The organism is Paludibacter propionicigenes WB4 (genome assembly GCF_000183135.1).
Classification (GTDB): Bacteria; Bacteroidota; Bacteroidia; order Bacteroidales; family Paludibacteraceae; genus Paludibacter; species Paludibacter propionicigenes.
This window is the reverse complement of sequence record NC_014734.1, coordinates 478853-492147: the sequence shown is the minus strand read 5'-3', so window position 1 is coordinate 492147 and position 13295 is coordinate 478853. Positions and strand designations below refer to the sequence as shown.

Annotated in this window: 11 protein-coding genes; 1 reads left to right on the top strand and 10 read right to left on the bottom strand. The window is 31.2% G+C overall.

Annotated elements, in window-relative coordinates:
* Positions 1-3: 3 nt before the first annotated feature.
* The 10 genes from PALPR_RS02015 to PALPR_RS15870 all read right to left on the bottom strand — a co-directional run bounded on the left by PALPR_RS02015 (position 4) and on the right by PALPR_RS15870 (position 12185).
* Positions 4-975 carry a nitroreductase family protein gene (locus PALPR_RS02015; RefSeq protein ID WP_013443935.1) on the bottom strand — a complete coding sequence of 324 codons (972 nt, stop codon included), beginning with the start codon at positions 973-975 and terminating at the stop codon, positions 4-6.
* Position 976: 1 nt separating this feature from the next.
* A complete protein-coding gene (locus tag PALPR_RS02010; RefSeq protein ID WP_013443934.1) occupies positions 977-2068 on the bottom strand; it encodes a glycosyltransferase family 4 protein in 1092 nt (363 codons plus the stop codon).
* Positions 2069-2292: 224 nt separating this feature from the next.
* The gene (locus PALPR_RS02005) at positions 2293-3438 is read right to left on the bottom strand and encodes a glycosyltransferase WbsX family protein (RefSeq protein WP_013443933.1); all 1146 of its coding nucleotides are present in this window, start codon (positions 3436-3438) and stop codon (positions 2293-2295) included.
* Positions 3431-4678, bottom strand: a complete 1248-nt coding sequence (locus PALPR_RS02000) for an O-antigen polymerase (protein ID WP_013443932.1) — start codon at positions 4676-4678, stop codon at positions 3431-3433. Before PALPR_RS02000 ends, PALPR_RS02005 begins: the two co-directional genes overlap by 8 nt.
* Positions 4675-6213, bottom strand: a complete 1539-nt coding sequence (locus tag PALPR_RS01995) for an MATE family efflux transporter (RefSeq protein WP_013443931.1) — start codon at positions 6211-6213, stop codon at positions 4675-4677. Before PALPR_RS01995 ends, PALPR_RS02000 begins: the two co-directional genes overlap by 4 nt.
* Entirely contained in the window at positions 6200-6847 is a 648-nt protein-coding gene (locus PALPR_RS01990) for an acyltransferase (protein WP_013443930.1), read from the bottom strand. The genes PALPR_RS01995 and PALPR_RS01990 overlap by 14 nt, the downstream gene beginning before the upstream one ends.
* 584 nt (positions 6848-7431) lie before the next feature.
* Positions 7432-9825, bottom strand: a complete 2394-nt coding sequence (locus PALPR_RS01985; protein ID WP_013443929.1) for a GumC family protein — start codon at positions 9823-9825, stop codon at positions 7432-7434.
* Between the two features lie 60 nt (positions 9826-9885).
* Complete coding sequence (locus PALPR_RS01980; RefSeq protein ID WP_148226411.1) at positions 9886-10650, bottom strand: polysaccharide biosynthesis/export family protein; 765 nt, start codon at positions 10648-10650, stop codon at positions 9886-9888.
* Positions 10651-11384: 734 nt separating this feature from the next.
* Positions 11385-11861 (bottom strand): transcription termination/antitermination protein NusG, encoded by a 477-nt coding sequence (nusG, locus tag PALPR_RS01975; RefSeq protein ID WP_013443927.1) that lies wholly within the window; start codon positions 11859-11861, stop codon positions 11385-11387.
* A gap of 156 nt (positions 11862-12017) precedes the next feature.
* The gene (locus tag PALPR_RS15870) at positions 12018-12185 is read right to left on the bottom strand and encodes a hypothetical protein (protein WP_013443926.1); all 168 of its coding nucleotides are present in this window, start codon (positions 12183-12185) and stop codon (positions 12018-12020) included.
* A 287-nt stretch (positions 12186-12472) separates the two neighbouring features.
* Here PALPR_RS15870 and PALPR_RS01970 point away from each other — a divergent pair, with 287 nt between their 5' ends.
* Entirely contained in the window at positions 12473-13249 is a 777-nt protein-coding gene (locus PALPR_RS01970) for a LexA family transcriptional regulator (protein ID WP_013443925.1), read from the top strand.
* The last annotated feature ends 46 nt before the right edge of the window (positions 13250-13295 follow it).

The window sequence follows — 13295 nt, the reverse complement described above, 5'->3', positions numbered from 1 at the left end:
TATCTAAATAATTGTCAAATAGTTGCTATATGCAAATCTTTCTGAAATTGCAACATTAAATATATCTTTCAAATGTCCAACGCCAATAAGAACAATTGGAACCTCATTTTCCTTTACTCCAAACTTTCTATATAAAATTTTTGTCTTTGAACTCATCATTGCCACAGTCAAAGGAATAGTACCTAATCCTAGAGAATGTAAAGCATACATAAGTGTCATAGCATATAAACCTCCATCGACATAAGCTTGATGAGATTCATTTATAAAATAGCTTTTTAAATTACATGTTATCAATAAAGCTGTGTCAATAGTATTTCCAAAGCCTTTATTACCTAATTGCCAATCAAGAAGTTCACTTTTTATAATTATATCTCGGAAAGCATATATATGCCAAGGTTGACGATTACATGCTGAAGGGCTTTTTGAAGCTATTCTCACAGCTTCCTTTATTAAATCTAAATCAACGAGCAATCCAGAAAAATCTCTTACGGAAAACCTCTTGTCACAAAAAGTCGCAAAATCTACCTTCGAATATTTAAAAATATCAATCTTTGAGACTTGCATTGTTCCACCTAAACAAGAAAGTTCAGGAGAGAAATTTTCAAATAGATCATTGTACCTATTCACAATTTCACGATCAGTCTTTTCACCAGAAAAAGAGATGTAAGCGTCAAAAACAGGTTTTGCTAAATCAAAAAGATTATCATACCCATAGTATTCTTTATAAGAACGCATAAGCGATAAAACATTCAGAATTTTCAATTTACCAAATCCTGCTCTAGGTTCGGGTAATGATAACCCTTTTTCTATACTATGAATACCAATAAGAATATTGGCATAGAACTTTTCTCTATCTTTTTCAATACCTATAGCTCCTATATTATTTATTAACCGTTTATAATCATAGAGCATTTCAATGAATAGACGAATAGATACGACTAGTCGATTGTTTTTTATTTTTTCCTTATTTATCATTTTAAATCATTTTAAAAAAATCGATATAGCTTAAAGAGACGGCCTCCAAAGAATACTTAGAAATTACGTTCCTATGAATTTCATTTTTCATTTGTTCATAAGTATGATTATCCATTCGTGCTGCTTCCACTAAAACTTCTCTTAATGAATCTACATCCCCATTTCTAAAAAGTAATCCATTTATTCCGTGTGTTATGTGTTCCTTGAAGCCATCTATATCAGATGCTATAACCGGAAGGTTATAATTAAATGCTATCATAAGTGGTCCACTTTGAGCTACATTTTCATATGGCAGCAGTAAGAAGTCTACTTTCGTGAAAAGTTCGGGAATATGATTGTCTGGAATACGTTCAAAGAAAGTGATTATCGAGGGATGATTATCAATCATTTTAGAGTAATATTCTTGATTATCACATGAACCGGCTATTATCAACTGTATTTTTCTTGACGTATAATCAGGTAGTAGACATAAAGATTTAATTGCCAAATCAAGTCTTTTGTTATTTTTTACATTTCCAAAGAATAAAATCTTCAACTTGTCTAAATCAAAATTATAGTTATCTGATTTCACACAACCATAATCCTTTATTACTAATGGAGCATAAAAATATTTCTTATTAGGATATTTTGAGTTTAAGTAATATTTTAAATGTTCGGAAAAGATATGCAAAACAGCTCTTCCCTTAAGAACATAATTTACATACCAAGTCATCACACGTTTATTTGGCCACCCATCATATGGTATAACATTATGCGCGGCGTGAACTATTTTAATATTTCTATTTAACATCCAATATAAAATAGGGTAAAAGAATGGCATTCCAAAAAAATTTACGTAAAGAACATCGGGTCTTATCTTATTTATCTTTTTAATTAAGGCTACATATTCCTTTATGATATTTATCGACATATTCCTACTGTGTAACACACAGATATCCATATTGGAACTTAAATTATTAACTATTTCTACTTTACTTCCAAGTGTTTTAAGAATAGTCCATTCTACATCAATATTTTTACTTTTTAAAAACGGAATTAGACTCATATCCACATCTAAGAAGTAATCGCCCGTTATCCAATAAATTTTTTTCATAAAATAATAATTACTAAATACCATCAAACAAAAATCTAAATATATTTAGACAAACATCACACTAAGTGATAGAAATTAAATAGTATCATACTTTTCAAAGATCTACTTTTCAATACTGTTGTAATTTCAAGCCCTCTCAGGGAATTTAGAAGCAATTATCAAATAAATTTTCCGTCTAAAGTCTCTAAGGGCAATAAAAAACAATTGAATATAGAGAAATACGTTTAAAATTCATTATTACTTTCTATTGAGTTTAAACAATCAATTGCATCTCTTAATGCACGAATATAAGCTTTCCCAAATACTAAATCAGGTTCCATGTAATTGCCTTCACCCCATTCATTCCAAGACTTAAGCATAACAACACGACGTTCAGGCGACTTTTTATGCACAATATCTAAGACTTCATCAACATGTTTTCTGAAATATTCTGGAGTTGCATGAACGAACAATGTGCCATTCCAACCACTTCTTGGTGTATGATCCCAATTAGGAACAATTGTAGGCAATACATCTTCACAAGCATCTTCGCTTTTATCTACCAAAAATTTATAATATTTTCGATAATCAGTTATTCTTGGTGGTCTATGAAGCAATAAACCTTTCAATCCTTTTGCGATACGAAATAAACCACGACCTATCCTTCCCATATCATTTATTACTGAACTAGAGCTGCCACCCAATCTCTGATATGTAACTGCATTAAATCCTTTTTGCAACATACTATCTTTTGTTATATTTGGGTGAACAATATTAGCAACCAAATATAGTCCTTTATCAAAGCCAATATCTTTAGCCCATGCATTAAACAACTTCAAATATTGCTCTGGTATTGAAACAGGATCAAATATTAACAGAAATGGACAATCATCAACTCTTACATATCGACTGTCTGAAAATGCTTTAGCTAAATAATCAAAATGTAACTTAGCATCATCTATTCCAGGATATTGTTGTTCAATTAAAATATTATTCGTTGAAGAGCCATCATTATTCCAATTTTTCGAAAACCAAGAATGGTTTGCCCAAGCTAAACAGAAAGGAAAATCAGGTTTTCCTGTTTTTAAAACCTCGTCAAAAACATTCTCAAGTAACCGCTGTCCATTACCAAACCAATAATGCCAATAGCAAAAAGCATCTACACCCGCCTCTTTTGCTAACAATGTTTGCTCTTGTCTTACCTCAGGCAACCTTAAATCGTAATAGCCTAAATCTGCAGGAACTTTCGGTTGATAATGACCTTTAAATAAAGCTTTTGCCTTACCTACATTTGTCCATTCTGTAAAACCCTTTCCCCACCATTCATCATTCTCTGGAATGGGATGGTATTGAGGTAAATAATAAGCCAATATCTTTATGTTTTTATCCATGAAAATTATACTTTACTTGTATTTTTAAAATGTATGTAATAATGATTGAGAAAATAAGAATATAAGTACTATTTATGTAGGAAAATGTGAATAAGCCCATAAAAATAGAATACGAATACAAATTAATGTATACTAAATCAAACGGGTTAATACAACCTTTCCTTATACTAATTCTTCGAATTAAAAAAGCTATTGACAACAGTATTAATAAAGTGGCGAATGGGCCAAAATCTATAAGCAAATCACCGAAACTAGTATAAAAAACATACATTCTGATATGAGTTATTTTTTCTAATAACATAATATTTCTCTTATCACCAAAAAGTTGATAAAAGGAATTTTGACCATTAGTAAAACTAGTTGTACTCCACCCATCTTTGTAAAAGTTGACCAGTCCCTCTCCTAAATATCTGTATATCCAATCAAGTATTGTGTTATCAGAATTGTATATGCCATGATCACCAAACCTGCTTAATGTTGCCCAAAATAATCCTAAAACAAACAATGTTCCGATGAACAAAAGGGATAATCTAATAATTTTATTAATGAATATTGGAAGAAAGTTTTTAAATAACAAGTAACAATATGCAACATTCAAAATTGTAGCAGTTGCAATACCTCTTGATCCACTACATAATCCAAGAATAGAAGAGTTAAAAGCCGCAAAAATCAAACCAATGGCTATAATAATATTGACTTTAAATTTAGATAAATATATAAAGAGAAACGAAGGGGTAACAAATTGCATCCATATAAGTATAGAATTAAAGCGAGCTCCTAAAAAAGACATATGAGCTCTTGGATCAAAATCTAAATTATCTCGCGACTCATAAATACTACCAAAATTACTAAATCCACTAGTTAATAAATGAAAGATATTTTCAATAAAAGGGAGATATGCAATAATAGATATAAAATATATAATGTATAAGAATAGATTAGATGGTGATTTTATATATTGAATATTATTCGAATTAATTTTAAACAAAGGACTGACTGTTATTAAAAAGCAAACATATATATATATAATTGGAGCAAGAGTTATTGTTGATTTATAAGAGCTATAGGCAGCATTTGAGGAATTGTACAAAACGGAAAATATTGAAAATAAGAACCATATAATAAAGATATATAGTAATTCATTCAACCGTTTAATCTTTATCAAATAATACAACAATGGAATTAAAAATAAAACATTGCTAAAAATGAGATATATAGATTCTTGTATTGATTGACTCATTTTAGAATTGATTTAATTTTCAAAGCTAGTTCATTGATTATATTCCTTTCTTTATCAGTTAAAATACACAAATATCCAACTGCACATATGATAAAAGTATTACTCATGAAAACGACACATAAAGAAATCAAGTTATTGCTAAATTTTTCGAAGAATTGTGATATAAAATAGCTGAATAAAACATTAAATGCAATTAAAACACTGATAGGAATTAACACTTTGTTGAAATAATATTTGTAATCCAAATCACAATATTTTTTTGCGAAATAGACGGTCACAAATAAATTAACAACACCTGCAACTATTGAACAAATTAATATTGATGATGCTTTATAGCCAAAATATAATAGTAAATAACCTATCGGAATTACCATAATTTGAATGGAATAAGTTGTTATCTGAAACCATTTAATCTTTCCATACGCATGGATTGATAGTTCTAACCCATGATAAAACTGATATATTAATGTATAAATAAGAATTAATGTACAAAAAATCACAGAATTATCTGGTATTTTACTTAACCATAAATGCAAAATGTAGTCCATTTTAATAATTATTGGTATTACTAAACAAGACATCATTAATGTCGGAAATTTACAAGCAGACAGGCTAAGTTCTAACATTCTGGAACGATTTTTAGCACCTTCACTTTTTATTATTTGTGGCTGAATGGCTCTAAGTATTGTATTAGAAAAAAAACTCATTTGCCCGTTTACTTGATTGGCAATTCCATACGCAGCATTAGCAATTACTCCTAAGAATAAATTCATTATAATTGCTATACCCTGACCCTTAGCTATTACCCCTACAGCTCCGATTAAGTTCCAACCAGCATAAGATGCGATTACTTTAAATTGCTTGTAGTCAGTTATTTTTGTAATTTTCAACTTTGTAACCTCAGCATATCTTTTGAAACAATAAACCCGGGTAATAATCATTGTCAAAACACTTATAGACATAATTAAAACTGAATATAGCTCCAATCTATTTCCTAAATATTGAATTAGAAGAAATGCTGACAGAAATTTTAAAATTGATTCCAACACATCTGTAAATGCTAGGAATGTCATATTTTCAAATGAATTAATTACGGACTGGTAAGGTACTGATATGATAGTAAAAAATGTACTCACAGATAAGCAATGCAAAACAAAAAATGCAAGACTCGTTTTCCCTTCTGGTATTTTCAAAAAATTATATAAAAGAAAATATCCTCCAATTTCAAATAAAATTATAATAGCAATCCCAATAAATAAATGCAAAATCAAACTGTAATAAAACGTTTGTCTTAATTTTGTTTCATTTCCTTCCCCTATAGCAAAAGATAAAAATCGTTGCGTTGCAACTGACATTGCAGTATTCAAAAAAGATAACATTAAGATCACTCCAGCAACAAGATTAAAGATCCCATAATCCTCACTACCGAGTGCCTTTAAAACCCACCTTGTAGCAAGGAGTGAGAGTACCGCTGTAATTATCATTCTTACATAAAGCACACCTGTATTGAAAATAATTTTATTACTTGCTTTCATTAGAAATGAGTGGTTTTAAAATTTTTGCGGGGACGCCCCCCATTATCGTATATGGTAACACATCTTTTGTGACCACTGCATTTGCAGCAATTACTGCACCTTTACCAATATGTACCCCTGCCATGATACTTGCTTTGTCTCCAATCCAAACATTGTCTTCAATTATTACAGATCCTTTGGAATAAATCTTTCGTTTTATAGGAGGGATTTCTAGTTCTCCAAATGAAGAATTCCCATGAGAATTGTCCGTTATAGTAACTCTGCGACCTGTTAATACTCCATTGCCAATAGAAATTAAATTAGTAGAACTTATATGGCAATATTCACCAATTGAACAATTATTACCTATTTTTATTGAAGGATAAAGCTTAACTTTCTCATATTTATCCCAACATGTTATAACAGCATGGCAGCCAATACTTGTATTTTCACCAATTTCGATATGTTTTCCTCCTAATAAAAAACAATCTCGACCAATTACCGAGTTTACTCCTATATATTTAATATTATTCCCAATCCAAAAAGTATATAGCCTATCTAATTTACGTTTAATTATACGGTAAGTTTGATAGCTATAGAAGCGATGCACAACTTTAAAGAAGATTCGATATACTTTATATAAATAACTTTTCATCTTAACTTAACAATAAAATCAAACATTATAACTACTAAATTGTAAATACCAATATCAACTGCTCCTTGCATAATACTACTCTAAATATATAAAGAAAGACCCTTATGATAAAAAACAACCGAAAATACAGCATCAGTGTATTCTTCGCTATTCGCTTATTATTTTCCGAATGAGACATCTATATATTTCATAATTAATTGGTTTAAAAATAATGGGTTTTTAGAGATTTGTGATTCAATTCATTTATAACTGGTATAAGTATAAAAAATCAGTTCTTTATAATATATAAGACCAGATTTTACAATAAGATTATAATAAAATAAGAAAGAGCTGGAAATAACGTTTGACTGTTGCGGCAGCAGCAACCAATATTTAAGAGATAACAAGATTTTCAACCTTATTTCCGGCTCTTTCTTTCAATCGTGTGTTGTTTAGTATTAGCATCTAAGAACTTATAAAAATTATATAATCTAAGGAAACATTTTACCTCAAAGTACTTTTGAATCCTATACCGATTTATTGAATAGGTATTAAATCAACATTAACAAAATATATTCCTTATAAAGAAACCAGATAATCTTGTATTATACATGTTTTCCAGTATCGGTTTTCTTACTTCCATAACCATAGCCGTATCCATATCTGTTTTTTCCATACCCATATCCGTATTTTCGATGATAAGCATATTTATTCGATTCTAAATCTACGTCGTTCACTACCAGGAAGAGCCGTTTTAATGATTTTTCATCCTGAATACGATTAATAAAGTCTATATTTCTTTTATCTGTATACCGTGCTCGACAAACATAAAGTGTAAGATCGGAAACACGATCAATCAGGTAACTATCCGAAACTACACCTACAGGAGCCGAATCAATCACTATATAATCGTATTGTTCTTTCAGCTCATCCAGGAGGCTATCAAAGCGTCTCTTCATAATCAACTCATTAGGATTTGGAGGTATAACCCCTGCTGGTAATATATCGAGTAATGGAAACTCGGGAGACGAAAATATCATGGATTTATAATCCGTAATTTGCCCCGATAAATAAGCAGTAATACCATCTTTAAATTCAATTCCGAAATGCTTGGCTAATTGAGGTTTTCGTAAGTCCATGCCCATTATCAATACTTTTTTCTCGGCAAGGGACAGCATAACCGATAAATTGATGCCTACAAAAGTTTTGCCCTCACCCGCCATAGTGGAGGTTACTAATATGACCTTTTCAGTAGGATGATCAAGTGTAAACTGTAACTTTGCACGCAACAAACGGAATAATTCGGAATTTGAACTGGAATTTGTGTGATAATCGATAAATATTGAACTGGAATCGTTATGACCTAATTCTGATATAACCGGTATTTTTGTGCTTTTTTCAACATCGGTTCGGTTTCTGATAGATGTGTTTATTATTTCCAATAAGTAAATAATAGCAGCCGGGATCAATAAACCTATGACCAAAAACATCAACATAATCATTGTACGATGTGGTCCCACCTGAGTAGCATCGTCAGGCGCATTCAATACTCTTCCTTTAGGCACGGTTACAGCCATATTGAGTGATGCTTCTTCTCTTTTTTGGAGTAAAAAAAGATAAAGGCTCTCTTTCACTTGTTGCTGGCGCTTAATTTCGATAAACTCTCTTTCCTGACGGGGCATATCCCGGATTTTTGATTGTATAAGTGAGTTTTGTGCACCTAAATCAGTATTACTTATTTGCAAGCCTTTACGGATATTGGATATACTTATCTGAATGGCTTTACGAGTGGCATTAATCTGTTCATTTAATGTTTTGAGTACTGGATTTTCAGAGGATGAACCTAGTGCAATTCGTCCGCGTGTCATAAGTAATTCATTGTATTTTTGAATTACAGCTACCAATCCAACATCTGTGAGTCCTAAATTTGGAATCAGAGCAGATTGATGAGCAGGATTGTTTATAAACTCATCTACATATTTAATCAGATGCTGTTGCATTTCTACTTGTACCTGAAGTTGATTGTATGTACTATTCTTTTCGAGGTACATTTTAGCATCTTCATCAATGTCTGTCAGTTTATTGGTTTTTTTATAACTTTCCACATCCTTTTCCACATCACCTAACTCACTTGCAAGTAATTTTAAACGACCATCAATAAAAGTAGCTGTATTAATTGCCGACAAATTGTTTTGCTCGGTGGCATCCTGATTGTATATAGTACTTAAGGTATTCAGAATATCCTGCCCTTTTTTTGCATGAGCAACTTTCAGGGTTAGATCAATCACATCTGCTAATTTTCCGACTTCAGTAGTTAGTGATTTTTCAGCCAGATATTTAGCAACTTTAGATGGATTGCTGATTGAAACTTTAATTGGTTCATCAGGAAACGTTTTTCCATGACGAAGAAGTATAGAAATTATTCCAGCAGGAGTTTTCAAAATGGCCGGTAGTTTTTTCGCTTGTAATTGGAAAGTTGAGTCGTTATAGTTTCCTTTGATATTTAATTGTCCGTCTTCTGGTGTAATATCAAGTTCTAGCGGAAATTGCAATTGATTTAATGAAAGACTGTCTAAATGAACATACAGTGGAGAGGCGGTGTAAAGATCTTCACTTTTCAAAAAAACTTTATGCGAATAGTTAGTATGTAGTTCCAGATTATTAACCACTCGTTTCATCAGAGTAGTAGAGTGAATTACCTGCTCTTCATTATTTGCCATTGTAGCTGACTTACCCCCTCCTATTCCTACAGCATCTAGTTGTTTTAGCACAGAAAGTTCATTCATTTGTCCACTTTTTGACTGATCAATAATTAATATGGATGATTTTACTTCATACACATCATTTTGAGTACGGCTGTAAAAGAAGCCGGCAATAATTGCAATGACAGCTGAAAATAAAAACCATTTCCAATGAAAAATTATTCTTTCGAATATTTCTCTCCAGTCGATAGGCTTTTCCTGAATATCCTGTTCGAATTGTTCAAAGTTATTGTCCATTATATAAAATAATTATGTTATTCATTATGAAATAAAAAAACTATAAATCAATTATTAAGTCTATTTTCTCAAAACGGCAATTAAAGATGCTAATGAGATAAGTGTGCTGATGATTGAAACAGATAACGTTTCAGCAGTACTTAGACTTGAAGCTCTCGATTTGGGGCCATTTGGTTGAATATAGAGCACATCGTTTTGTTGTAAATAATAGTAGGCTGATTTAATCAGGCGTTCATCACGTAAATCAATCCTGAGGGTCTCCCGTTTCCCGTTTTCGTTTTCGCGGATCAGTAACACATTGTCGCGTTTTCCATAAATAGTCAAATCGCCGGCTAATGCTATGGCTTCAAGAATATTAATCTTTTCATTTTGGATAGTATATACATTAGGGCGTGCTACTTCACCTAAAACAGAAACTTTATAGTTGGCATACCGGATGGAAATAATAGGATCTTCTTTTATATAAAATGGGTGAATTTTATCTTTAATAAAATTGGATAATCCTGTTTTGGTCATTCCTACTGCTTTAATTTTCCCAATTATAGGAAATGTGATTTCTCCATTGGTATCAATTAAATAGTTTTGCAAATTGCCACTGGTAGCAATTGATGTTATATTTGTACTGCTCGGATCGTAATTAGAGAGACCTTGACTTTGAACTAACGGAAGATTAAAAGGTAGTGCAGACTCGGGGGTATTGGCATTAACGGTAATAACCAATAAATCGCCAACCTTTAACTTTGGATCGGGAATTTTTGACTTAGTGGTATCTGCATAACTAACCTGAGATCCGGCATTTTGAACATAAACTATCTTTTTAGACATATTGCAGCTGCTTAGCAGTATCAATACTATAAAAAATGGAATTATTTTTTTCACTATATAAGTTGTTTAAGTGATTAGACAAACGATTATTTATTTTGAGATGTCAGAGCGAAGATCGAAGTTGTAGCTAAGTGGATGCTTTCATTCTGCTGCAAACTGTTTAGTTCCGAATCTAATTGTCAAATAGAGTGTTAGAAACTAAAGATAAGAAGCTGTCTTATATGGCAAAGCCCCTCCAGTCCCATAAATGACCAGATAATTTGTTTGTTTATAATGTTTTAATCGGAAAAATCGAAGCAATTATTATTGTCGTTAAGAAGGATTTAGCCCTAGATATTTCGTTACGACACCTTTTTGTATTCTAAAAATTGCTTTTTGTACATCCAACTTTAAAAGAAAAGCTAGATAGTAAAGATCTGAAGCTGCCTTATAAAGCAAAGCCCCTCCAGTCCCATGAACGACCAGATAATATACTTATTTACAGAGAATTACTGTATATTTAAATCAATTTTAATTTGTCGATATAAAGGAATTTATCACTAAATAGCCGTTAATACCAACATCTTATTCAAAACTTGTATTCTTTTTGAGAACAGTATCTTGCTCAATATCTATAGTCGAGCCGAATTCCTTAAATAGCAGTTATTGTATAACCCATGCTATATTATCGGTTTACTTCAACTCAGTCCATGTACCCAAATTCATTCAGATATATATTCAAAAAAGAAATATATTTACCTTTCTATCTTTACCACCTGGTTTAATTTGACGCTCACAAAGATTCCTATTTGGGCAATTTGTAAAATGATATACTCTTTACCTACTTTTGTTACTGTACCATCTATATTTTTTAATGGCCCGCAGGCAATTTGAACTTCATCATTCAATCCGAAAGTACAAATTTTCCCTTTTGCTTTTTCTATAAATAATTTTATCGAATCTATCTCCGTCGGCTTTATAATAGCAGGACGAGCATTATAAAATATAATTCTTAAAACACCATTAACTCGAACTAGACCCCGTAAAATCTCATCAGTAGTTCTTACGAAAATATAGGATGAAAATAATGGCAGTTCAACGAGCGCTACTCTATCCGACCACCTGCGTGGAGAAAGATGCAAAGGCAGATATGTTTCAACTCCCTCTGCTTTCAAGCGTTGTTCTACTAACTTTTCTGCTCTGGATGCTGTATAAAGAAGATACCAATTCATTATTTAGGTCAAATATTTAATACATTAATTATGAATCCTAATAAAATTCAATTCGGTATAACGAACGAAATTATTAAGTTGCATTTAAATTAGTCCAATAATATAATCAATGTACTAACTTTACAATTAATCAATTAATTGATTAATATGATTCTTTTATTTTATTATTACTCCGCCTAGTTTTATGGCAGTATTCCGTATTGATATTTTCTGTGGAGTGCTAATATCTCCATTCAGAGCTTTACGGATAGTTGGGTAAGTGCCTAGTTCTAATAGATTTTTCTTTACCCTATAGTCAACAATAATTCTTTTTTCTTTCTCCATATATGTCTCAATTAATAATATTTCATATATTTGTAAGTTTGCAAGTTTGAAATAGATTAAAATACATTACAACGAATCAGAGTATTTGCTACTCACAACTGTAATTTTCACCTCGTATGATAGAATTTTATATTACCATGCTTTGTAGTATAATATGCTATTAAATACTATTTGTTTAGCATTTTTGTGTTCTATTAAACACTTTGCAAATATACACATTTAGTTTATATTCGAGATGTATTGTGAGTTAAAAATACACATTATGTTTATTTTTAAAGTTTATTGCCATGAAAAGCTTAATTCTAAATGAGTTGAAAAGACACTACAATTTCAAAAAAGATGTCGAACTTGCAAAATTTCTGGAAATAACGCCACAAATATTGTCAAATTGGGATAGTCGTGGAACTTTTGATCTACATAAGATATACACAAAATGTGTAGATGTTAGTCCGGATTGGATATTATCAAACGGACAAGGTAACATGCTGCGAAGTAATTATACTCAAAATGAGAATGAAGTCAGAAAAATCAATTTATCTAAGCCAAACAATGATTTAAACATTAAAATACATATCGTCGATACTTCAGTTATAACGAAAGTGTCAGATCAACTAGATGAAATAAATTTTAACGTTTTTGATTGTATAGTATTACCTAAAACTGCACTTCCTGACAACTACAAATATCTATGTATCAACATGTCAGGAAATTCAATGTTACCGACGCTTTATGATAAAGATAAGATTGTTGTCCGCCTACTCAAGAAATCTGAATGGTATGAAATGCCAAATGAACATGTTTATGTGGTGGTTGATAAAAATAAAAAAACCTATATAAAGCGAGTAAGAAATAAACTCAATAATGGTTTTATCGTTTGTACCTCAGACAATCTGGATAAAATGAATTATCCTTGTTTCAATATCGCTGAAAGCGATATTATGTCTATATGGCATGTGGAACTATACATCTCCAGTAAAATGATAAATATCAATGAAAATTACATCAATAGACTAAAGGTTGTAGAAGATCGTTTAGACAATCTCTCTCAAGCGCTAAATAGATAGCTCTTATTATATTTCAATGTAGCACTTATTCAAGAACATTCCCCCA

What these genes read in the sequence shown, in the direction of transcription:
- nusG (WP_013443927.1), bottom strand. Translation starts at nt 11,861, where the DNA reads ATGAATTGGTATCTTCTTTATACAGCATCCAGAGCAGAAAAGTTAGTA.
- PALPR_RS01985 (WP_013443929.1), bottom strand. Translation starts at nt 9,825, where the DNA reads ATGGACAATAACTTTGAACAATTCGAACAGGATATTCAGGAAAAGCCT.
- PALPR_RS02000 (WP_013443932.1), bottom strand. Translation starts at nt 4,678, where the DNA reads ATGAGTCAATCAATACAAGAATCTATATATCTCATTTTTAGCAATGTT.
- PALPR_RS01990 (WP_013443930.1), bottom strand. Translation starts at nt 6,847, where the DNA reads ATGAAAAGTTATTTATATAAAGTATATCGAATCTTCTTTAAAGTTGTG.
- PALPR_RS15870 (WP_013443926.1), bottom strand. Translation starts at nt 12,185, where the DNA reads ATGGAGAAAGAAAAAAGAATTATTGTTGACTATAGGGTAAAGAAAAAT.
- PALPR_RS02015 (WP_013443935.1), bottom strand. Translation starts at nt 975, where the DNA reads ATGATAAATAAGGAAAAAATAAAAAACAATCGACTAGTCGTATCTATT.
- PALPR_RS02010 (WP_013443934.1), bottom strand. Translation starts at nt 2,068, where the DNA reads ATGAAAAAAATTTATTGGATAACGGGCGATTACTTCTTAGATGTGGAT.
- PALPR_RS02005 (WP_013443933.1), bottom strand. Translation starts at nt 3,438, where the DNA reads ATGGATAAAAACATAAAGATATTGGCTTATTATTTACCTCAATACCAT.
- PALPR_RS01980 (WP_148226411.1), bottom strand. Translation starts at nt 10,650, where the DNA reads ATGTCTAAAAAGATAGTTTATGTTCAAAATGCCGGATCTCAGGTTAGT.
- PALPR_RS01995 (WP_013443931.1), bottom strand. Translation starts at nt 6,213, where the DNA reads ATGAAAGCAAGTAATAAAATTATTTTCAATACAGGTGTGCTTTATGTA.
- PALPR_RS01970 (WP_013443925.1), top strand. Translation starts at nt 12,473, where the DNA reads ATGAAAAGCTTAATTCTAAATGAGTTGAAAAGACACTACAATTTCAAA.